The organism is Mycobacterium sp. (assembly GCF_965229105.1).
GTDB lineage: Bacteria > Actinomycetota > Actinomycetes > Mycobacteriales > Mycobacteriaceae > Mycobacterium.
Map to the genome: position 1 here is coordinate 5,059,621 of NZ_OZ245858.1, position 19,885 is coordinate 5,079,505.

General features: G+C 64.0%; 20 protein-coding genes. 11 read left to right on the top strand and 9 right to left on the bottom strand.

Annotation, left to right across the window (positions count from 1 at the left end; translation table 11 throughout):
• The first annotated feature begins 106 nt into the window (after positions 1-106).
• The gene (locus tag ADBZ9O_RS23715; protein ID WP_526525398.1) at positions 107-1,288 is read left to right on the top strand and encodes an NAD(P)/FAD-dependent oxidoreductase; all 1,182 of its coding nucleotides are present in this window, start codon (positions 107-109) and stop codon (positions 1,286-1,288) included.
• A gap of 103 nt (positions 1,289-1,391) precedes the next feature.
• Here ADBZ9O_RS23715 and ADBZ9O_RS23720 read toward each other — a convergent pair whose 3' ends face one another.
• A complete protein-coding gene (locus ADBZ9O_RS23720; RefSeq protein WP_526525400.1) occupies positions 1,392-2,114 on the bottom strand; it encodes a LysR family substrate-binding domain-containing protein in 723 nt (240 codons plus the stop codon).
• Between the two features lie 41 nt (positions 2,115-2,155).
• On the opposite strand from ADBZ9O_RS23720, the gene ADBZ9O_RS23725 reads away from it, so the two are divergent.
• Positions 2,156-2,542, top strand: coding sequence for a DUF5997 family protein (locus ADBZ9O_RS23725; RefSeq protein ID WP_526525401.1), 387 nt, complete (start codon positions 2,156-2,158; stop codon positions 2,540-2,542).
• Positions 2,543-2,570: 28 nt separating this feature from the next.
• Here the strand turns inward: ADBZ9O_RS23725 and nrdE are convergent, their stop codons facing one another.
• The 4 genes from nrdE to ADBZ9O_RS23745 all read right to left on the bottom strand — a co-directional run bounded on the left by nrdE (position 2,571) and on the right by ADBZ9O_RS23745 (position 6,458).
• A complete protein-coding gene (nrdE, locus tag ADBZ9O_RS23730) occupies positions 2,571-4,736 on the bottom strand; it encodes a class 1b ribonucleoside-diphosphate reductase subunit alpha (protein WP_526525402.1) in 2,166 nt (721 codons plus the stop codon).
• Entirely contained in the window at positions 4,706-5,149 is a 444-nt protein-coding gene (gene nrdI / locus ADBZ9O_RS23735) for a class Ib ribonucleoside-diphosphate reductase assembly flavoprotein NrdI (protein WP_526525403.1), read from the bottom strand. The genes nrdE and nrdI overlap by 31 nt, the downstream gene beginning before the upstream one ends.
• Before the next feature lie 44 nt (positions 5,150-5,193).
• Entirely contained in the window at positions 5,194-5,433 is a 240-nt protein-coding gene (locus ADBZ9O_RS23740) for a redoxin NrdH (RefSeq protein ID WP_526525404.1), read from the bottom strand.
• A gap of 458 nt (positions 5,434-5,891) precedes the next feature.
• Positions 5,892-6,458 carry an NADPH-dependent FMN reductase gene (locus ADBZ9O_RS23745; protein ID WP_526525405.1) on the bottom strand — a complete coding sequence of 189 codons (567 nt, stop codon included), beginning with the start codon at positions 6,456-6,458 and terminating at the stop codon, positions 5,892-5,894.
• 93 nt (positions 6,459-6,551) lie between these two features.
• Between ADBZ9O_RS23745 and ADBZ9O_RS23750 the strand changes: the two genes are divergently transcribed.
• The 4 genes from ADBZ9O_RS23750 to ADBZ9O_RS23765 all read left to right on the top strand — a co-directional run bounded on the left by ADBZ9O_RS23750 (position 6,552) and on the right by ADBZ9O_RS23765 (position 11,014).
• A complete protein-coding gene (locus ADBZ9O_RS23750; RefSeq protein WP_526525406.1) occupies positions 6,552-7,160 on the top strand; it encodes a TetR/AcrR family transcriptional regulator in 609 nt (202 codons plus the stop codon).
• Positions 7,124-8,203: a DNA polymerase IV gene (locus ADBZ9O_RS23755; protein WP_526525407.1), complete on the top strand. Its 1,080-nt coding sequence runs from the start codon at positions 7,124-7,126 to the stop codon at positions 8,201-8,203. Before ADBZ9O_RS23750 ends, ADBZ9O_RS23755 begins: the two co-directional genes overlap by 37 nt.
• Before the next feature lie 73 nt (positions 8,204-8,276).
• Positions 8,277-9,803: an alkaline phosphatase gene (gene phoA, locus ADBZ9O_RS23760; protein ID WP_526525409.1), complete on the top strand. Its 1,527-nt coding sequence runs from the start codon at positions 8,277-8,279 to the stop codon at positions 9,801-9,803.
• A 41-nt stretch (positions 9,804-9,844) separates the two neighbouring features.
• Positions 9,845-11,014, top strand: a complete 1,170-nt coding sequence (locus ADBZ9O_RS23765) for an AAA family ATPase (RefSeq protein WP_526525410.1) — start codon at positions 9,845-9,847, stop codon at positions 11,012-11,014.
• Here ADBZ9O_RS23765 and ADBZ9O_RS23770 read toward each other — a convergent pair.
• A complete protein-coding gene (locus ADBZ9O_RS23770) occupies positions 10,980-11,867 on the bottom strand; it encodes an SDR family oxidoreductase (RefSeq protein WP_526533428.1) in 888 nt (295 codons plus the stop codon). The two genes, ADBZ9O_RS23765 and ADBZ9O_RS23770, sit on opposite strands and share 35 nt — an antisense overlap.
• Positions 11,868-11,902: 35 nt before the next feature.
• A complete protein-coding gene (locus ADBZ9O_RS23775; protein ID WP_526525411.1) occupies positions 11,903-12,547 on the bottom strand; it encodes a TetR/AcrR family transcriptional regulator in 645 nt (214 codons plus the stop codon).
• 123 nt (positions 12,548-12,670) lie between these two features.
• Here ADBZ9O_RS23775 and ADBZ9O_RS23780 point away from each other — a divergent pair, with 123 nt between their 5' ends.
• The 3 genes from ADBZ9O_RS23780 to ADBZ9O_RS23790 all read left to right on the top strand — a co-directional run bounded on the left by ADBZ9O_RS23780 (position 12,671) and on the right by ADBZ9O_RS23790 (position 16,311).
• Positions 12,671-14,155 (top strand): cytochrome P450, encoded by a 1,485-nt coding sequence (locus tag ADBZ9O_RS23780; RefSeq protein WP_526525412.1) that lies wholly within the window; start codon positions 12,671-12,673, stop codon positions 14,153-14,155.
• Between the two features lie 66 nt (positions 14,156-14,221).
• Positions 14,222-15,703 (top strand): cytochrome P450, encoded by a 1,482-nt coding sequence (locus tag ADBZ9O_RS23785; RefSeq protein WP_526525413.1) that lies wholly within the window; start codon positions 14,222-14,224, stop codon positions 15,701-15,703.
• A gap of 146 nt (positions 15,704-15,849) precedes the next feature.
• Positions 15,850-16,311 carry a cupin domain-containing protein gene (locus ADBZ9O_RS23790; protein ID WP_526533430.1) on the top strand — a complete coding sequence of 154 codons (462 nt, stop codon included), beginning with the start codon at positions 15,850-15,852 and terminating at the stop codon, positions 16,309-16,311.
• On the opposite strand, the gene ADBZ9O_RS23795 is transcribed toward ADBZ9O_RS23790, so the two are convergent.
• On the bottom strand, positions 16,312-16,818 hold the full coding sequence (locus tag ADBZ9O_RS23795; RefSeq protein WP_526525415.1) for a homocitrate synthase: 507 nt from the start codon (positions 16,816-16,818) through the stop codon (positions 16,312-16,314).
• Between the two features lie 228 nt (positions 16,819-17,046).
• On the opposite strand from ADBZ9O_RS23795, the gene ADBZ9O_RS23800 reads away from it, so the two are divergent.
• Together ADBZ9O_RS23800 and ADBZ9O_RS23805 are read left to right on the top strand one after the other, a co-directional pair.
• Positions 17,047-17,424 carry an ArsR/SmtB family transcription factor gene (locus ADBZ9O_RS23800; RefSeq protein ID WP_526525416.1) on the top strand — a complete coding sequence of 126 codons (378 nt, stop codon included), beginning with the start codon at positions 17,047-17,049 and terminating at the stop codon, positions 17,422-17,424.
• The gene (locus tag ADBZ9O_RS23805) at positions 17,421-19,067 is read left to right on the top strand and encodes a SulP family inorganic anion transporter (protein WP_526525418.1); all 1,647 of its coding nucleotides are present in this window, start codon (positions 17,421-17,423) and stop codon (positions 19,065-19,067) included. Before ADBZ9O_RS23800 ends, ADBZ9O_RS23805 begins: the two co-directional genes overlap by 4 nt.
• Here the strand turns inward: ADBZ9O_RS23805 and ADBZ9O_RS23810 are convergent.
• Positions 19,064-19,879, bottom strand: coding sequence for a Fic family protein (locus ADBZ9O_RS23810; protein ID WP_526525419.1), 816 nt, complete (start codon positions 19,877-19,879; stop codon positions 19,064-19,066). The two genes, ADBZ9O_RS23805 and ADBZ9O_RS23810, sit on opposite strands and share 4 nt — an antisense overlap.
• Between the last annotated feature and the right edge of the window lie 6 nt (positions 19,880-19,885).

The following is a 19,885-nucleotide window of genomic DNA, read 5'->3' on the forward strand; positions in this document are numbered from 1 at the left end:
CTTCGTACCAATACCGTTGACCAGTAAGTCAATTGGCGAATTCATTAGAACTATTGACATCTGCGTAACAAGACTCGCGGCGGCCCGATCGGTACCATAAACAGTTGTGACTCAGCGATTCGACCTCGCCATTGTGGGCGGAGGGCCGGCCGGCTCAGCGGCAGCGTGGCAAGCGGCCCAGACGGGTGCACGAGTAGTCCTGCTCGACAAAGCCGAGTTCCCGCGAGACAAACCGTGCGGTGACGGCCTGACGGCCCGAGCAGTTAGCTATCTGCAGAAGATGGGTCTGGGCGAAGAGCTCCACAAATTCCACCGCGTCGACGGCGTCAAGGTGTTCAGCCCCAGCGAGTGGGACCTCAGCTTCCCCAACCGCCCCGGTATGCCCAACCACGGCTATGTCGCGAGGCGTCCAGAACTCGACACCATCCTGCTTCGCCACGCCGGCTCGACGGGTGCGGAGATCCGCGAAGGCGCCGAAGTCATCGGCCCCGTGCAGGACGCCAGCGGTCGAGTCACCGGCGTCACCCTCAAAGGGGGCGAGACAGTGTTCGCCGACGCGGTGATCGCCGCCGATGGCGCCTACTCGCCGATCAAGCGGGCGATGAAGTTGGACTCTGAATACAACGGCTACTCGGCGATCGCGATCCGTGCGGAGATGCCGGCCAACCGACCCGACTCCAACATGCTCGAGATCTACCTCAAACTCGCCTTCGAAGGCGATCAGCTGCCGGGCTACGGCTGGGTCTTCCCGTTCGGCGGCGGACAGATCAATATCGGCCTTGGCTACGTGAACAGCTACAAAAAGTGGCAGCAGATCAACGCCACCCAGTTCATGGGCCAGTTCATGGAGACGCTGCCGCGCGAGTGGGAGTTGCCCTCGATCGACGAGCTGAAAAAGTCCAAGGGTGTGCGGGCGTGGCGGTTGCCGATGGGCTTTACCGCCTGGCCGCCGTGGCGTCCCGGCGTGTTGTTCACCGGCGACTCCCTGGGCGCGGGCAAACCGGCCAGCGGCGCGGGTATCTCGAAGGCCTTGGAGTCCGGTCTCGCGGCAGGCGAATGCGCCATGGCCGCACTGCAGAACGGCGGACCCGACGATTTCTCGAACTACGGCCAGCGGATGGAAGCGGCCTGGGGCCAGGAGTACAAACGCGGCCGCTACTTCCATAAGCTGCTGGGTCAGCCGAAGCTCGCCAACGCAGGCATCAAGCTCATCGACAACGCCCGTTTCCGCGACGTGATACTCAAGTCGATGTACAAAAAGGCCCAGGGCCCGCTGCACAACTTCTGAGCCTGACGCGATACGCGCCGTCGCGATGGCGAGTGTGAAGCTGACGACGTCTGATTCGAAGTTGGCGTCGCTAGTTTCACGCTCGGGGGCGATTCACACACCGTCAGCGTCGGCCGCGCTCTGGCCGACCCGGCTTGCTGGCAGCCTTGCCCGCAGCGACGCGGGCAGCTTGCTTGGCGAGGGTCTTTTCCCGTGCGGTGCGTTTCGGTACCGCCTGGCCCTGTCCCCGCGACGAACCGGGTGTGCGGCCGCGCACAATGCCGATGAATTCCTCGACCAGTACCGGCTGCGGCCCAACCGCGAAGGCCAGCGCCACGGGGCAGGTCGGCGCGTCCGTGATCACCCGGTACATGAGGTCCTTGCGGTGATACAGCCGGGCCAGCGACAGCGGAACGATGAGCGCGCCGAGCCCCGCGGCGACGAGTTCTATTGCATCCGATGTGGTTTCGGGTCGGTGCTCGACCGGTGTGCCTGGCGCGTCCACCCATCCGACGACGTCGTCGAGTGGTAGCAGAATCGGCTCGCCGTTGAGGTCCGCGGCGGTGATCTCGTCGGCTGCACTGAAGATGTGGTCGGTTGGCACCACCGCCACCGTGGTCTCCTCGTAGAGGGGAATGAGGGCCAGCCCCGACGTGTCGGCCGGCGGTCGGAGCACTGCCACGTCAACGGTGCCGGCCCGCACTTCGGCGGCCGCATCTGCCGCCGCGACTGCGTACAACCGCAATGGAACCTCGGGGTGACGCTCCGCCCAGTTCCGGACCCACTTCGCGGGCGTCCCGCCGGGGACGTAACCGAGGGTGAGCTCAGACGACGGGGATGAAGCCACCGCATCAGGCTACCGATGGGCCCACCGATAGGCTCTGGTTCATGAGCAGGCCGAATGCACAGTCCATGAAACCCGCAACGGCGGCGAAGAAGCTGGACGTGTATCTGCCCGCGACGCCTGCGGAGTTCCAGGAGAACCCGATCACCCGCACCGAGCTCACGACCCTGCAGGCCGACCCGCCGGAGTGGCTCAAAGAGCTTCGCAAAAACGGGCCGCACCCGAAGAACCTCGTGGCAGCCAAGCTGGGCATCTCGATCGCCGGCCTCGCCCGCGGCGGCGTCAGCGATGCGCTCACCACCGAGCAGATCGAGCAGCTACTCGAGGAGAAACCGGAGTGGCTGGTTGCCGAACGCGAGAACTACGAGGCGGTGCTCAGCGAGCAGCGACGAGTGAAGGCGCAGCGCGCTGAACGGGGTCAGCGGCGCTGATCTCCTGATCGCCGAGTGGGCTCCTACGTCATAACATGCAGCTGACGCAATTTTCCACCTCAGTGCCTTGAAGCGCCATCTGCCGCAACCGGATGTAGTACAGCGTCTTGATGCCCTTACGCCAGGCGTAGATCTGCGCCTTGTTCACCTCACGGGTGTTGGCGGTGTCCTTGAAGAACAGCGTCAGGCTCAGGCCCTGATCGACGTGCTGGGTCGCGGCGGCATAGGTGTCGATGATCTTCTCGTAGCCGATCTCGTACGCATCCTGGTAGTACTCCAGGTTGTCGTTCGTCAGATACGGCGCCGGGTAGTAGACCCGCCCGATCTTGCCCTCTTTACGGATTTCGATCTTCGCGGCCACCGGGTGGATCGAACTGGTCGAGTGATTGATGTAGGAGATCGAGCCCGTCGGCGGCACGGCCTGCAGGTTCTGGTTGTAGATACCGTGGAGCTGCACCGACTCCTTGAGCCGCGACCAGTCATCCTGATTCGGAATGCGAATACCCGCATTGGAGAACAGCTCACGCACGCGCTCGGTCGCCGGCTCCCACACCTGATCGGTGTATTTGTCGAAGAACTCCCCCGACTTGTACTTGGACTGCTCGAAGCCGCCGAAGGCGGTACCACGTTCTATCGCAATGCGATTGGACGCCCGCAGCGCGTGATACAGCACCGTGTAGAAGTAGATGTTGGTGAAGTCGACGCCCTCTTCGGAACCGTAGAGGATGCGCTCGCGGGCCAGATACCCGTGCAGGTTCATCTGCCCGAGTCCGATGGCGTGAGAGTCGTTGTTGCCCTGCTCAATCGAGGGCACCGACCAAATATGGGTCTGGTCAGATACCGCCGTCAGCGCGCGAATGGAGACTTCGATGGTCTGCGCGAAATCGGGCGAATCCATGGCCTTGGCGATGTTGAGCGAGCCGAGGTTGCACGAAATGTCTTTGCCGACTTTGGCATACGACAGATCCTCGTTGAACAGCGAGGGCGTCGACACCTGCAGGATCTCCGAGCACAGGTTGCTGTGGGTGATCTTGCCAGCGATCGGGTTCGACCGGTTCACCGTGTCCTCGTACATGATGTACGGGTAGCCGGACTCGAACTGCAACTCTGCCAGCGTCTGGAAGAACTCGCGCGCCTTGATCTTGGTCTTGCGGATCCGGGCGTCGTCGACCATCTCGTAGTACTTCTCGGTCACCGAGATATCGGCGAACGCCTTGCCGTAGACCTTCTCGACGTCATACGGCGAGAACAGGTACATGTCCTCGTTGTTCTTGGCGAGCTCGAAGGTGATGTCCGGGATCACCACACCCAGCGAGAGCGTCTTGATCCGGATCTTCTCATCGGCGTTCTCGCGCTTGGTGTCGAGGAAGCGGTAGATATCAGGGTGATGGGCGTGCAGGTAGACCGCACCGGCACCCTGACGCGCACCGAGCTGGTTGGCGTAGGAGAACGAATCCTCCAGCAGCTTCATGATCGGAATGACACCGGAGGACTGGTTCTCGATGTTCTTGATCGGCGCGCCGTGCTCACGAATGTTGGTCAGCAGCAAGGCAACTCCGCCACCGCGCTTGGACAGCTGCAGTGCCGAGTTGATGGAGCGCCCGATGGACTCCATATTGTCCTCGATACGCAGCAGGAAGCAGCTGACCGGCTCGCCACGCTGCTTCTTACCCGAGTTGAGGAACGTCGGGGTGGCCGGCTGGAACCGGCCGTCGATGATTTCGTCGAGCACCTTCTCCGCCAGCGCGGTGTCACCGGCGGCCAAGGTGAGCGCCACCATGGTGACCCGGTCTTCGAACCGCTCCAGGTAACGCTTCCCGTCGAACGTCTTGAGCGTGTACGAGGTGTAGTACTTGAATGCCCCGAGAAATGTCGGGAACCGGAATTTCTTGGCGTACGCCCGGTCGAGCAGAGACTTCACGAAGTTACGTGAATACTGGTCGAGGACCTCACGCTCGTAGTAGTCCTCCTTGACCAGGTAGTCGAGTTTCTCGTCCTGATTGTGGAAGAACACCGTGTTCTGGTTGACGTGCTGCAGGAAGTACTGGTTAGCGGCTTCCCGGTCCTTATCGAACTGGATCTTGCCGTCCGCGTCATACAGATTGAGCATCGCGTTGAGGGCGTGGTAATCCGTTTCCCCTGGCAACGCGTGGACTCCGGTGGTTACAGGCTCTGCAGTGACGGTTGGGGACACGTCTGGTCCTTCCAGAAGTCGGTGAGGCCCGTACGGACGGCGATGACGTCGTCCGTGGTGCCCATCAATTCGAATCGATAAAGGTAGGGAACGCCGCACTTACGGGAGACGACGTCACCCGCATAGCCGAATTCGGCGCCGAAATTGCTGTTGCCCGCGGCGATGACGCCGCGCAGCAGCGAGCGGTTGTGTTCATTGTTGAGAAAGGCGATCACCTGTTTGGGGACGTATCCCCCAGCATCAAGATCGGGTCCGTTCGCGTGCCCCCCGCCGTAGGTGGGCAACACCAGGACGTAGGGCGCATCTACCTCGATGCGCTCGCGCAGCGGAATGCGGATAGCGGGGATCTCCAACTTTGCGACGAAGCGGTGGGTGTTCTCCGAAACGCTGGAGAAGTAGACGAGATTGCTCATCGTGATCTACCCGAAGCCTTCCGCCCCGCCCGGCGCTGTGGTGACTAGGCGGTCAGCGCGGCGCCGGCAAGGCTCTTGATGCGGTCCGGCCGGAAGCCCGACCAGTGGTCATTACCCGCCACCACGACGGGCGCCTGCAGATAACCGAGAGCCATCACGTAATCGCGGGCCTCAGGATCCATGGTGATATCGACGATGTCGTACTCGATGCCCTGCTTGTCCAACGCCTTGTACGTGGCGTTGCACTGGACACATGCGGGCTTGGTGTAGACGGTGATGCTCATTCGGTACTGTTCCCCTCAACAATGTTCAGCAACTGACACGGACGCGAAAAACGGCTTGCACTCACTGCTATTCAGCAGACCGCGGCCCCCCGAAATTCCTGCGTCCGGAGCCTCGTCGACCGACCTGACTTCGAGATATCGGGTCGGATTTCGCGGTCCGGCTGACCTGTGAAGCTTGGGGTCTGTCGGTGCACCAGACACTACACCTAGTGGCCGACAATCAGAAGACATACAACATGTTCTGAACGACATTGATGGAATTCCCAGGTCGTAAGCCCTGGGACGGGCGTTTCGCGCGGCGTGTCGCATCTCACAACGCGCCGATCAGGATGCTCACGAGCTCAAGTCTGCCCCCAGGCACCGACAACACAGCGGACCCGCTCGCAGTACCCCCTCGACAGCAAAGCCGCCGACAGGTCCGGTCGGACCCATCGGCGGCCAGCTAAGACAGTGCAGGCTCAGGCCACCGGCTCGGCCACTGCGTTGTCGACGACGGCCGCCAGTTCAGCGACCACCTCACGCAGGCTGGCGACCACCTCGGCGTTCTCCCGGGGGTGCTTACCGTCCAGCGCCTGACCCGGAAGGGACAGTTTGATCGACTCCACCACCTGCGATCCCGCCACACCGAAGGATTTGCGCGTCTCGTCGTGGGCCCACACCCCGCCGTACTGACCGACCGAGGACCCGACGACCGCCAGCGGCTTCCCGATGAGTGCGCCAGCGCCGTACGGGCGGGACAACCAATCGATGGCATTTTTCAGCACGCCAGGGATGCTCGCGTTGTATTCGGGCGTGAACACCAGGAGCGCGTCAGCACCGGCGGCTGCGTCCCGCACCGCCACAACCGCGGCCGGTGCGTCGGCGGTGTCCAGATCTTCGTTATAGAAGGGCAGATCGCCCAACCCGTCATACACGGTCACCGTCACCCCGTCGGGCGCGTTATCGGCCGCGAGCTCGGCCAGCTGGCGATTCACTGAACCTGCCCGCAGGCTTCCTACTAGCGCCAACACTTTGATCTCTGACATCGGGACCCTTCCTCCCATTACGTGTGCACGTGCACTTCACTCTATCTAACCGGACTGTAGTCCGATTAATTCCGGCTGCGTTAAAGTGCACAGATGAGCGTCGTCGGCCAGCCCGGGCAACTCCCGGTGTTTCCTGCGGTTCCGCAGGAGCGCGGTGACGCCGCCCGCAACCGCGTGCTGCTGCTGGACGCCGCCCGTCGCCTCATCGCCGAACGCGGCGCCGAAGCGGTGACGATGGACGAGATCGCCAGTGCCGCCGGAGTCGGCAAGGGCACGGTCTTCCGCCGCTTCGGAAATCGGGCCGGGCTGATGCTGGTCCTGCTCGACGAGGACGAACGAGCCAATCAGCAGGCGTTCCTGTTCGGGCCACCGCCGCTGGGCCCGGCCGCGGAGCCCCTGGAACGGCTCATTGCGTTCGGCCGCCAGCGCCAGTGCTTCTCGCATACGCACCGCGAACTGCTCTCCGAAGCCAATCGCGATCCACAGAGCCGCTACGGCGCACCCGCGATGGTGCTGCGCCGCCACGTCTATGTGCTCTTGGAAGACGCGGGCACCACCGGCAACCTCGATGCGCAGACCGACGCCCTGCTGGCTCTGCTCGACCCCGACTACATCGAACATCAGCTCACCGACCGTGGCATGACCCTCGACCAACTCGGAGAAGCATGGGAGAGCCTCGCGCGCAAACTGTGCGGCCGGTAGACCATGACGGCGCCGCGGACTGGATTCTGCATATCGATCTGGACCAGTTCTTGGCATCGGTCGAATTACGTCGTCGCCCCGAGCTGGTCGGGCTGCCGGTCATCGTCGGCGGGAACGGGGACCCACACGAACCGCGCAAGGTGGTGACCTGCGCGTCCTACGAGGCCCGCGCGGTGGGTGTGCACGCAGGCATGCCGTTGCGTGCCGCGGCCCGGCGCTGCCCCGAGGCGACCTTCCTGCCCTCAGACTCCGACGCCTACGACGCCGCCTCGGCAGAGGTGATGGGGTTACTGCGCGATCTCGGCTACCCGCTGGAGGTATGGGGCTGGGACGAGGCCTATCTCGGCGTTCGCACCGAGGATCCGGTCGCGGTGGCCGAACGGATCCGGACCGTGATCTCAGCGGAGACGGGGCTGTCCTGTTCGGTCGGCATCAGCGATAACAAACAACGCGCCAAGGTCGCGACCGGCTTCGCCAAACCGGCAGGCATCTTCAGGCTCACCGATGCCAACTGGATGGACACCATGGGTGCGCGCAGCGTCGATGCGCTCTGGGGAATTGGCCCCAAGACCATGAAAAAGCTTGCCACGATGGACATCACGACGGTACGCGAACTCGCCTTCACCGATGCCGAGACGCTCACCGCCGCCTTCGGCCCGCGTACCGGACTGTGGCTCCTACTGCTCGCCAAGGGTGGCGGCGAATCCTCCGTCAGCGCCGAGCCGTGGGTGCCGCGGTCCCGCAGCCACGTGATCACCTTCCCGACCGACCTCATGGATCGTTCCGAAATGGATACCGCGGTAAGCGAATTGGCGATCCAGGCACTGCGCGACGTGGTCGAGCAGGACCGCATCGTCACCCGCGTCGCGGTCACGGTGCGGACCAGCACCTTCTACACCAGGACCAAGATTCGCAAACTCGCGCAACCCGGCACCGACCCCGAGGTGATCACCGCTGCGGCCCTGGCCGTGCTCGATCTGTTCGACCTGGACCGCCCCGTGCGCCTTCTGGGCGTGCGGCTGGAACTGGCCATGCCCCAGTAGCCGAAGCGTCAACCTCTGTTCACCGTGATCACGTTCAATCGCCCAGGCGATACACAGCGAAAGAGGAGCTCAGGTGGCAGTCAGCAGATACGTCAAGGCGGCAGCACTCATCGGGGCGGTCGCAGTCCTGCCGCTCGCGGCCTGCGGAAGCGATGAGAAGAAGAGTTCTATCGGCGATACCGTAACCCGCGCGGCCACCGGGGATATCGCGGCCAACGGCGGCGCCAGGCGACTCACCGGCGACCAGTCAGAGGCGTTGCGCACCAACATCTCCGACGGCAAGGCGCGCAATATCATTCTGCTGATCGGTGACGGGATGGGCGATTCGGAGATCACCATCGCACGCAACTACGAAAAAGGTGCCGGCGGCTTCTTTGACGGCCTGGACGCGCTCCCCCTCACCGGGCAGTACACCACCTACGCGCTGAAAAAAGACGGTAAGCCCAACTACGTCACCGACTCCGCCGCCAGCGCCACCGGTTGGACCACCGGCACCAAGACCTACAACGGCGCACTCGGTATCGATATCACCAACGCCAAGCACGCGACCATCCTTGAACTCGCCAAGGCGCAGGGCTTCGCCACCGGCGATGTCACCACCGCCGACATCCAGGACGCCACCCCGGCAGCGCTCTATGCGCATATCACCGAGCGGGACTGCTACGGCCCCGAGGAGATGGCCAAGGACTGCCAGGACGAGACGCTCGAAAAGGGCGGCCCGGGATCGGTCACCGAGCAGCTGCTCGCCGCCCGACCGGATATCACCCTGGGCGGCGGATTTGAGACCTTCAACCAGACCGCGACCGGCGGTGACTACAAGGGTAAGACCCTTGAGGTGCAAGCCAAGGAACGCGGCTTCCAGATCGTCCGCACCGCAAGCGAATTGGCGAATGTCTCCAAGGCCGATAAGGATGCCCCGGTGCTCGGGCTGTTCGCCGACGGCAACATGCCGGTGAGCCGGACGGGCGAAGCGGCCGTGCGGCAGGGCTACCTGCAGCCGGCGGCCAAGTGCAATGCCAATCCCAAGCACACCGCCGATGTGCCCCTGCTGGCCGATATGACGCAGAAGGCCATCGACGTGTTGTCCACCAACCCAGCCGGTAAGGACAAGGGCTTCTTCCTGCAGGTCGAGGGAGCATCGATCGATAAGCGGGACCACGCGGCGGATCCCTGCGGTCAGATCGGCGAGACCGTCGACCTCGACGGCGCCGTCCAAAAAGCACTGGACTTCGCCCGCAAAGACGGCAACACGCTGGTCATCGTGACCGCTGACCACGGCCACACCAGCCAGATCGTCGAGGAGTACTCCGAAGAGGATCTGGCCGGCCTCGCCGAGGATTCCAAGCAACCCATCGACAAGGTCCGCGACATCATGTACCCCGGCCTGACTCGGGTGCTGACCACGGCCGATGACGCCCCGATGGTGGTCAGCTACGGCACCTCAGCCGATGTCGGCGTCGAGGACGAGACCCATACCGGAACCCAGGTGCGCCTCGCCGCCTACGGTCCACGGGCGGGTAATGTCGCCGGGCTGACCGACCAGACCGACCTGTTCTTCACCATGACGGATGCGCTCGGGATCGACCGCAACGCCAAGTAGTTCGACGAAAAGTTGTCACAGCGAGCCGCTACCGTCGGGGCATGCTCTCGACGGTAGCGGTGCACGGGTACCGATCTCTGCGCGATATCGTGCTTCCGCTGCGTCAACTCACGGTGATCACCGGCGCCAACGGCACCGGTAAGTCGTCGTTGTATCGGGCGCTGCGCCTCCTCGCCGACTGCGGTCGCGGCGAGGCCATCGGTTCTCTGGCCCGTGAGGGTGGCTTGCAGTCAGCACTATGGGCCGGCCCGGAAAGCCTCAAAGGTGCCCGCCGCACCGGCAAGACCGAAGGCACCACCCGTCGCGGCCCGGTGTCACTTCAAATGGGTTACGCCGCTGATGATTTCGGCTACCTGGTAGATCTCGGCCTGCCTCAGATGGCCGGTATCCGCTCGGAGTTCGCCCGTGACCCTGAGATCAAACGGGAGGCGGTCTTCGCAGGCCCGCTGCTGCGCCCGAGTTCGACGCTGGTGCAGCGGGCAGGTCCTCATGCCCAGACTCGCGCCGAATCGGGGCACGGTTTCGTCGAACTGACCAGGGGGTTGCCGACCTACCGCAGCGTGCTCGTTGAATTTTCCCACCCCGGCGAGCTGCCCGAGCTGGCCGCGGTCCGAGACCGGTTGCGCGAGTGGCGTTTCTACGATGGCTTCCGGGTCGACGCGGCCGCCGCATCCCGGCGCCCGCAGGTGGGTACCCGCACCGCGGTGCTCGCCGACGACGGTAGTGATCTGGCGGCCGCGATCCAGACGATCATCGAGGCCGGTTTTGACGATCTGCACCGCGCTGTCGCCGATGCCTTCGACGGGGCGCAGGTTTCGGTGGCGATCAACGACGGGCTATTCGATGTCCAACTGCAGCAGGCCGGTATGTTGCGGCCGCTGCGCGCAGCCGAATTATCCGACGGCACACTGCGTTTCCTGTTGTGGGCGGCGGCGTTGCTGAGCCCCCGGCCGCCTTCCCTGATGGTGCTCAACGAGCCGGAGACATCACTGCACCCCGACCTCGTCGGCCCGTTGGCCCGGCTGATCCAGGCCACCGCAGGCGTGACGCAACTGGTCGTGGTCACCCATTCCCGGGTGCTGCTGGACGCGTTGGACCTCACCGACGAAGACGAAACCGGGCGCCTGGAGATCTACAAGGACTGTGGTGAGACCAAGATCGTCGGGCAGGGTCTGCTCACGACTCCGGCGTGGGACTGGGGTGCGCGCTGACAGGGCCGGTCGCCGGTCGCATCACCCGGGCGAACAACACGTTCACCCGGCGCATCGCCACGCTGTACGGCCACCAGGCGGCGCGTTTGAACAGGTACAGCGCGCGGATATCCGGCGACGTGTAGATCAGGTAGCGGTTCTTCTGCACCCCCACCAGCATCCTGTTCGCCACGTGTTCGGCCGACACGGCGTGCCCGCTGAACCGGTCGATCCACGGCGCAACCTTCGGGTGATCGCGATCCACTCCGGCGATCTCGACCGTCTTCACCAAGGGGGTTTGCACCGCGCCGGGCACCACCACCGATACCCCGATCCGGTGTTTGGCCAGATCGAAGCGCAGCACCTCGGATAACCCTCGCAGGCCGTATTTGCTTGCGCTGTAGGCGGCGTGCCAGGGCAGGGCCACCAGTCCGGCCGCCGAGGACACATTCACCAGGTGTCCACCGCGCCGGGCGGCAATCATCGGGGGCAGGAACGTCTCGATGACGTGGATCGGGCCCATCAAGTTGATGTCGATCATCGATCGCCAGTGCCCGTGGGTGAGCCGGTCCACGGTCCCCCACGCCGAGACACCAGCAATATTCATCACCACATCCATCGCCGGATGTTCGGCATGGACATCGGTGGCGAACGCCAGGACGGCGTCGTAATCGGAGATATCGAGCGCCCGGTACGCGGGCACCTGGGCCCCTAATGCCCTGACGTCGGCGACGGTCGCTTCAAGCCCGGCGGCGTCGCGGTCGGTCAAATAAAGCTCGGCGCCCTCCTGGGCCAGCCGCAGGGCCGTCGCGCGACCGATACCGCTGGCCGCGCCGGTCAGGAAACACCGTTTGCCCGCGAAGGTCTCCGCCATGGCGTTGACGATACCGGCGGTACCGGCGTAACCGGTCAGCTGCTCGGTCCGCCCCACAACCCGTTGAGCCACAGCGCCTCCAGCACGCGCACCGCACGGCCGATATCGCCATCGGGACCCAGGAAGGTGGAGTCACCGGAGAGCACCAGCGCCGTCGTCACAACCAGGGTGCGGACCAGCGCGGGGATGTCATCACTGATCGGGAGCGCGGTGCCTGCGGCCCGCTCGGCTTCGACAATGGTGATGATCTGATCGATGACCATCGTCATCTGATGATCGAGCAGCGCGCGAATCTCGACATCGGTATTGCGGGCGTCGTTGCACGCCGACATCACCGGGTCGTTGTGGGCATAGACCAGCGCTGCGCTGCCGACCATCCGCTTGGCGAATTCCGGCGGCGACTCGCCGTCGCCCCGTGGCGCGAAGTAGTGCGTCAGCTCTTCGAGTTCCTGGTGCACCTCGCCGAGGATGTGGGCCAGCACGGAATATTTCGAGTCGAAGTAAAAATAGAAGCCCGAGCGTGCGACACCGGCGCGATCACTGATGGTGCTGACGGAAAGCTCGGCGAACGGCGTCTCCTGGAGCAACTCGCGAACCGCAGTCAGAATGGCGTGCCGCTGCTTGTCGCCACGGCGCCGGGGCGCCGGTTCGGCATCATCGGACTGCGCATTAACGCTCACCTGACCACTTTGCACCACGCCGACACAGGAACGAAACTTGACAGGCGTCAACTTTGGACGTGAGGATATTGCTCAGTGGCGTACGCCACAGCCCACCATGTGTTCAGTCCGCTAGGAGCGTCGATGGCCACCATCAGCACCCCCGACTACCTCCTCGACCAAGCCAAACGGCGGTTGACCCCGTCGATCAACAATTTTCCCGGCTTGGCTGCCCTGGAAAAGAAGCTGCTGGTAACCGACTTCCCACAGACGGCGTTGGCGCAGCCCCCGGCAGGAAGCGACCTGAAACCCGTGCTGGGCGATGCAGGGCTGCCGATCATCGGCCACATGATCGAGTTCTTCCGCGGCGGGCCCGACTACCTGCTGCACCTCTACAACAAGAACGGCCCGGTGTCGTTTGCGGATTCGCCTGCCCTGCCTGCAGTGACCGCGCTCGGCCCTGACGCCATCCAGGCCATCTACAGCAACCGCAACAAGGACTACTCGCAGCAAGGCTGGGTGCCCGCCATCGGGCCATTCTTCACCCGTGGCCTGATGCTGCTCGACTTCGAAGAGCACATGTTCCACCGCCGGATCATGCAGGAGGCATTCGTGCGCACCCGTCTGGTCGGCTACGCCCAGACGGTCGACGATGTCGTGTCGAAGGTCATCGCATCGGACTGGGTCACCAACGACGCGCGCTTCCTGCTGTATCCGGCGATGAAGGAACTGACTCTCGATATCGCCTCGGTGGTGTTCATGGGTCACGAGCCGGGCACCGACCACGAGCTGGTGACCAAGGTGAACAAGGCGTTCACCACGACCACCCGCGCGGGAAACGCCGTCATCCGCACCGGCATTCCGCCGTTCACCTGGTGGCGCGGGCTCAAGGCCCGCACGCTGCTGGAGAACTATTTCCAGGCCCGCGTTGCCGAGCAACGACGCAAGCCCGGTGGCTCCGATCTGTTGTCGGTGCTGTGCGAAACCGAGGACGACGACGGCAACAAATTCACCGACACCGACATCGTCAACCACATGATCTTCCTGATGATGGCCGCACATGACACCTCGACCTCCACTGCGACGACGATGATCTATCACCTCGCAGCGAATCCGGAGTGGCAGGACCGCTGCCGCGACGAGTCCGACCGACTCGGTGACGGCCCGTTGAGCATCGAAGCGCTGGAGAAGCTGGAATCGCTGGATCTGGTGATGAACGAGTCGATCCGGATGACTACGCCCGTCCAGTGGGCGATGCGGCGGGCGGTGCGCGATACCGATCTGCTGGGTTTCTATATCCCCAAGGGCACCAATGTGATTGCCTACCCGGGACTCAACCATCGGCTCCCGGAGATCTGGACCGACCCGGAGAAGTTCGACCCGGACCGATTCGCCGAGCCGCGCAATGAGCACAAGAGGCACCGGTATGCGTTCACCCCGTTCGGCGGTGGTGCGCACAAGTGCATCGGCATGGTCTTCGGCCAGTTGGAAGTCAAGACGATCCTGCACCGACTACTCCGCCGTTACCGGCTCGAGTTACCCAGCCCCGGATACAAGGCAACCTGGGACTACGGCGGTATGCCGGTTCCGATGGACGGTATGCCAATCGTCCTGCGGCCCCTTTACTGACCAAATCGCTGTGACGTGCCCGTCTGATCGGCCCGAATAAACCCCATTCTCTTAGAGGAGTAGTTGATGGCGACTATCAGCACACCGCGGTATCTGCTCGACCAAGCCAGGCGCCGGCTCACCCCCACCCCGGTCACCATCCCGGGAATGGGCGCGATCGAGCAGCGGCTGCTGCGCAAAGAGTGGGATCAGTTCCCTTTGGAAGCGGCCCCCGCGGGCAGCGATCTCAAGACCATCACCGGCGATGCCGGCTTGCCCGTGCTCGGCCACATGATCGAAATGTTCCGGGGCGGGCCAGATTTCATCCTGCACACCTACCGCAAATACGGACCGCTGCATTACGTGCACTCCCCCGTCCTGCCCGCGGTGCTCGCGTTGGGCCCCGACGCCACGCAGGCGGTCTTCTCCAACCGCAACAAGGACTTCTCGCAGCGCGCCTGGGATCCGGTGATCGGACCGTTCTTCGAGGGCGGCCTGATGCTTCGGGATTTCGAGGACCACATGTTCCATCGCCGGATCATGCAGGAGGCCTTCACCCGCACCCGGTTGTCCGGCTACGTCGCTCATATCGACGCTGTCGCCAGCAAGGTCCTGGCCAATGACTGGGTGGCCAACGACAAGCGCTTCCTGTTCTATCCCGCGGTCAAGGAGCTGACCCTCGATATCGCCTCGGTGGTGTTCATGGGCCATGAGGCCGGCACCGACCGCGAGCTCGTCACCACCGTCAACCGCGCCTTCACCACCACCACCAGGGCCGGCAATGCCATTGTGCGCAAACCCGTTCCGCCGTTGAGCTGGTGGCGCGGGATCAAAGCCCGCGAGACGCTGGAGAATTACTTCAACTCGCGAATCGCTGAAAAACGCGCGTCACATGACACCGATATGTTCAGCGTGCTGTGTCACGCCCAGGATGAGGATGGCCAGCGGTTCACCGATGAGGACATCGTGAGCCACATGATCTTCCTGATGATGGCGGCACACGACACCTCGACGTCGACGCTGACCACAATGGCCTATCACCTGGCGGCCAACCCGGAATGGCAGGACCGCTGCCGCGACGAATCAGCCCGGATCGGTGACGGCCCACTGGATATCGAGGCGCTCGACAAGCTCGAAACCTACGATCTGGTGATCAACGAGTCGCTGCGAATGGTGACACCGTTGCCGTTCAATTTCCGACAGGCCATCCGCGACACCGAACTGTTGGGCTACCACATTCCGGCCGGCACGAACGTGCTGACCTGGCCGTCGATCAATCACCGCCTCTCGGAGCTGTGGACCGACCCGGACAAGTTCGACCCATCCCGCTTCGCCGAACCCCGCAGCGAGCACAAGCAGCATCGCTACGCCTTCGCTCCGTTCGGCGGCGGCGCACACAAGTGCATCGGCATGGTGTTCGGCCAGCTGGAAATCAAGACCGTCATGCACCGGTTGCTGCGTAAGTACCGCCTCGAGCTGACCCATCCGGGCTATCAGCCGCATTACGACTACGGCGGGATGCCGGTGCCGGTCGACGGGATGCCGATCGTGTTGCGCCCGCTGTACTGAACGGTCCCCTGCTGACCAGTCTGCGCCGTTGATCGATCGTCGCGCCGTAGCGCCCTTCGCCTCGGGCCAGAGTCGCACGCGGTTCGCCGTGCCCAGGTAGGCTAAGCGGACGAATCATTCCGGTCAGAGGAGAGTCGCTCGTGAGCATGGCCTACCTGGCACAACCCGATCAGCAGCAGAAGCTTGAATGGCTCGACGGTGGCACCCTGGCGATGCTGCTCGACGGGGCGGCCACCGACGGTCAGTTGATGGTCGGTCGCTTCGATGTCAGCAGGGGTGAGGCGCCGCCGTATCACATGCACACGCGTGAAGACGAGGTCTTCATGTTGATCAAGGGCACGGCCCTGGTGTGGTACGGCGATCAGGAAATGGAACTGGCCGAAGGCGGAATTGTCTTTCTGCCCAAGAACATTCCGCATGCCTATCGCATCACCTCGGCCACCGCCGATCTGCTGATGATCAATACACCAGCCGGGATCGAAGGCATGTTCCGCTACTCCGGCCGCGACCGCGCCACCCCTCGGCCCGATGGCTTCGAGATTTCGCCGCAGCGGATGGCCGAGGGCGCCGAGAAATACGGTCAGGTCATCGTCGGCCCGCCGCGGTGATCAGGCGGCAGAGCTGGGTGCGGTCAGGCGGTTCGCGCAGGCGATGACCGCGCGTAGGGCGGACTGCGTGGAATCCCGCGACCACCCCATCGCCCATTCGGCGTGCACTCCGTCGCTGCCGCAGATGAACGTCGCGGTGTGCTCACCAGAACGCAATTGGTGGAACCGCAGCATTTCGACGGCGATACCGCGGTCATAGAGCATTTCCGTCAGCGCGGCGACGGGGCCGGCAGCCGCCGCGGTCGACGTGGTGATCCTCTCGCCGATGGCGATGGTGGCTTGATAATGACGCGCCTGCAGACCCAGTCTGCTGGCCGAGCGCTCGGGATCGGTGCACTCCCAGCGGCCAAGGCGCAGTGGCCCGGCGGTGTGTGCGTACGTGGTGATGACAGATTCCCAGCTCATCTGGCTCGCCTCCTCTCGGATGCCCCGCGGCAGCGGGCCATCGAAACGGTCGCAGAAAGACGACTCGGAGATTGCAGGGGCGGTGTCGAGGTGAAGTGTCATGTGCCGGTCTTCTCAGATCTTTAGAGGAAGTGACCGACAGGTAATAGCGTCCGACCCACAACGGGGGGTCGGTCTGGATCAGACCCCGTTGTGGGTGCTGGCTACTACGAGTTCATGAAGCACGTCGGCGACTGTAGTCCTCAACACGCGATGGAGGCAACTACCTTCTGGCGCCCGCTAGAATGGATTGAGGTTTTATTCAATCCATAATCCGTAAAGGTGATCCGCGTGCCGCACGGCGTTCCCAACGAGGCTGATCAACCGCTCTACGAAATCAAGGCGAACCTGTTCAAGGCGCTGGCGCATCCAGCGCGGATCAGGACCCTGGAGATCCTGTCGGCCAGTGGAAAACCCACCCCGGTCAGTGACATCCTGGCCGGCACCGATATCGAGCCAACGTTGCTGTCCCAGCACCTTGCAGTCCTCAAACGGCATCGGGTGGTCAGCAGTCGCCGGGTGGGTAACGCCGTGTATTACGCGCTGGCCCATCCAAAGATCTCGGAGCTCCTGCTGATAGCTCGCACGTTCCTCGCCGACACCTTGACCGCCAGCCGGGATCAACTCGAGGCGTTGGATTCTCTACCGCCGCTGGGCATCTCGAAATGATCAAGGACGCAGGCCGCCGACTCCACGGGCTGTGGCCACGCCGGGCCGACTACGCCGAACTCCCGCGGTCGTGGCGTCGCGACATTCTGGCCGGAATCACCGTTGGTGTGGTCGCTCTCCCGCTGGCCCTGGCATTCGGCATCAGCTCCGGAGTCGGTGCGGCTGCCGGCCTGATCACCGCCGTGGTCGCGGGTCTGGTAGCGGCGGTATTCGGCGGATCGAACGTTCAGGTGTCTGGGCCGACAGGGGCGATGGCAGTGGTTCTCGCGCCGATCGTCATGCAGTACGGGCTCGGGAGCATCGCCATGGTGACCCTGCTCGCTGGTCTCATCGTGCTGGCAGCAGGTGTTACCGGCCTGGGTCGCGCGGTGACGTTCATCCCATGGCCGGTGATCGAGGGCTTCACGCTGGGCATCGCCACCATCATTTTTCTCCAGCAGGTGCCCTCCGCCCTGGGCAGTAGCTCACCCGCCGGGGAACGCCCATTGGTGGCCGCCTGGGACGTCATCCGGCACGCCAACCTGACGAATGCGCGCGACGCCGTGGCTGTGGTCGCGTTCGCGACGGCCCTGATGATCGGCCTCCCCCGCCTGCACCGCGCGATCCCGGCGTCCTTGACCGCCGTGCTCGCCGCGACGGTCCTGGTGGCCGCGGTCGGACTACCCGTCGCGCGGATCGGTGTGCTTCCTTCACACCTTCCGATGCCCGTGCTACCGCACGCCGATCTTTCAGCCCTGCAGGCGTTGCTGGGTGCCGCACTCGCGATTGCCGCCCTCGCTGCGATCGAGTCGTTGCTATCGGCACGCGTGGCCGCGACCATGTCACCGACCGGACCCTACGATCCCGATCGCGAGTTGGTCGGCCAAGGACTGGCCTCGGTGGCATCCGGGCTCTTCGGCGGGATGCCTGCGACGGGCGCCATCGCGCGCACCGCAGTCAATGTCCGATCCGGAGCGCGCACGCGGGTGTCGGCGATCGTCCATTCGGTACTGCTTCTGCTGGTGGTGTACTTCGCGACCGGCCCAGTGTCGGCGATCCCACTGGCCGCCCTGGCTGCCGTCCTGATGGTGACATCACTACGAATGATCTCGGTCAGAACCGTGGTCAGACTCCTGCGCTCCACCCGCTCAGACGCATTGATTTTCGTCGTCACCGCCTTCGTCACCGTGTGTTTCGACCTGATCGAGGCCGTCGAGATCGGGATCGTCGTTGCGGCATTCTTCGCATTGCGCACAGTCGCGCGCCGCAGCAGCGTCACTCGTGAGGAATTGCCCGGGCCCAGGCAGCCCGGGGACGAACGGATTGCCCTCCTGCGACTGGACGGCGCGATGTTCTTCGGGGCGGCAGAACGGATATCAAGCGCCATCACCGATCCCGACCATCCCCACGTATCGGTGGTCATCATCCGGATGTCTTCGCTGGGCATGCTCGACGCCACCGGTGCGCACACGCTGGGTACGATCGCCGAAGAACTTGAGGCGCGGGGCATCACGGTGATCATCAAAGGTGTTCAGCCGCAACATCTCACGTTGCTGACCAACGTCGGCGCCATCGAGTCGCTACGGCACGAGAATCACCTGATCGACTCCATCGATGATGCGATCGCACACGCCCGCAGCCACGTGCGCAACGTCGCGGCCTAACCAATCGCGCGGATCAGCAGCGGCAGGAACGGTCGGTGGTTGGCCTGTCCGTCGCGGCGAAACGGTGTGCTGTCTCGTGATGCCGCATACCAGTCGTGGCGGCTGAAACCCGACAGGTCGAGTCGGTGGCCACATAACACCGCCACCGTGTGCAGCAGTAGCGTCCCGGTGCGGCCGTTGCCCTCGCGGAACGGGTGGATCTGGTTGTAGTCGGCATACAGCCGCGACAGTTCGTAGGCCAGGCCAGCCTCGTCGAACTGGGTGCCGGCCAGCTCGCGGGCCGTCTCCTCAACGCGCTGGGCCGCCTCGGTAACCCCGGACTGTGAGGCGAAAACCGAGTCCCCGCGCCGCAATTCGGTCACTCGGTACTGCCCGGCCCACGAGTAGACATCGGCGAACACGTGCTGGTGAATCCGGCGCAGATCCAGCGCCTCGACCCCGATGGTCCCCTCGGCCAGGAGTCGGTGCCAGGCCAGTATCCGCCCCGCGGTGGCGACAAACTCCAGATCGGCCAGCATCTCCGGGCTCGCCGCACCGAAGTTGTTGCGCAGCAGAGTCGTTCCAGGGATCAGGTAGGGCTTCGCGCGCCGGAAGATGCGGCCGAAATCAACCGGCGGCTGCACCGCCGGTGGGTGTCTGGCGCGGTAGGAGGCCAGGTAATCGGCAAACGAGCGCTCTCCCGCCGCCAGGCGCGCCAGATCCGCGATGTGCTCCTCGGTGGGCCGCCACCCTTCGAGCCGCTCGGCGGCGATGGTCTGATCGATCGCGTGGCGCTGACCTGACGGCAGGCCGTCGCGGGGATCGGGGGTCATCGCAGG

Coding starts and splice junctions, on each gene's coding strand:
- ADBZ9O_RS23810 (WP_526525419.1), bottom strand. CDS start 19,879: ATGACCCCCGATCCCCGCGACGGCCTGCCGTCAGGTCAGCGCCACGCG.
- ADBZ9O_RS23740 (WP_526525404.1), bottom strand. CDS start 5,433: ATGAGCATCACCGTCTACACCAAGCCCGCATGTGTCCAGTGCAACGCC.
- ADBZ9O_RS23780 (WP_526525412.1), top strand. CDS start 12,671: ATGGCCACCATCAGCACCCCCGACTACCTCCTCGACCAAGCCAAACGG.
- ADBZ9O_RS23795 (WP_526525415.1), bottom strand. CDS start 16,818: ATGACACTTCACCTCGACACCGCCCCTGCAATCTCCGAGTCGTCTTTC.
- ADBZ9O_RS23770 (WP_526533428.1), bottom strand. CDS start 11,867: ATGGCGGAGACCTTCGCGGGCAAACGGTGTTTCCTGACCGGCGCGGCC.
- ADBZ9O_RS23755 (WP_526525407.1), top strand. CDS start 7,124: ATGGGAGAGCCTCGCGCGCAAACTGTGCGGCCGGTAGACCATGACGGC.
- ADBZ9O_RS23750 (WP_526525406.1), top strand. CDS start 6,552: ATGAGCGTCGTCGGCCAGCCCGGGCAACTCCCGGTGTTTCCTGCGGTT.
- ADBZ9O_RS23765 (WP_526525410.1), top strand. CDS start 9,845: ATGCTCTCGACGGTAGCGGTGCACGGGTACCGATCTCTGCGCGATATC.
- nrdI (WP_526525403.1), bottom strand. CDS start 5,149: ATGAGCAATCTCGTCTACTTCTCCAGCGTTTCGGAGAACACCCACCGC.
- ADBZ9O_RS23785 (WP_526525413.1), top strand. CDS start 14,222: ATGGCGACTATCAGCACACCGCGGTATCTGCTCGACCAAGCCAGGCGC.
- ADBZ9O_RS23745 (WP_526525405.1), bottom strand. CDS start 6,458: ATGTCAGAGATCAAAGTGTTGGCGCTAGTAGGAAGCCTGCGGGCAGGT.
- ADBZ9O_RS23725 (WP_526525401.1), top strand. CDS start 2,156: ATGAGCAGGCCGAATGCACAGTCCATGAAACCCGCAACGGCGGCGAAG.
- ADBZ9O_RS23790 (WP_526533430.1), top strand. CDS start 15,850: ATGGCCTACCTGGCACAACCCGATCAGCAGCAGAAGCTTGAATGGCTC.
- ADBZ9O_RS23805 (WP_526525418.1), top strand. CDS start 17,421: ATGATCAAGGACGCAGGCCGCCGACTCCACGGGCTGTGGCCACGCCGG.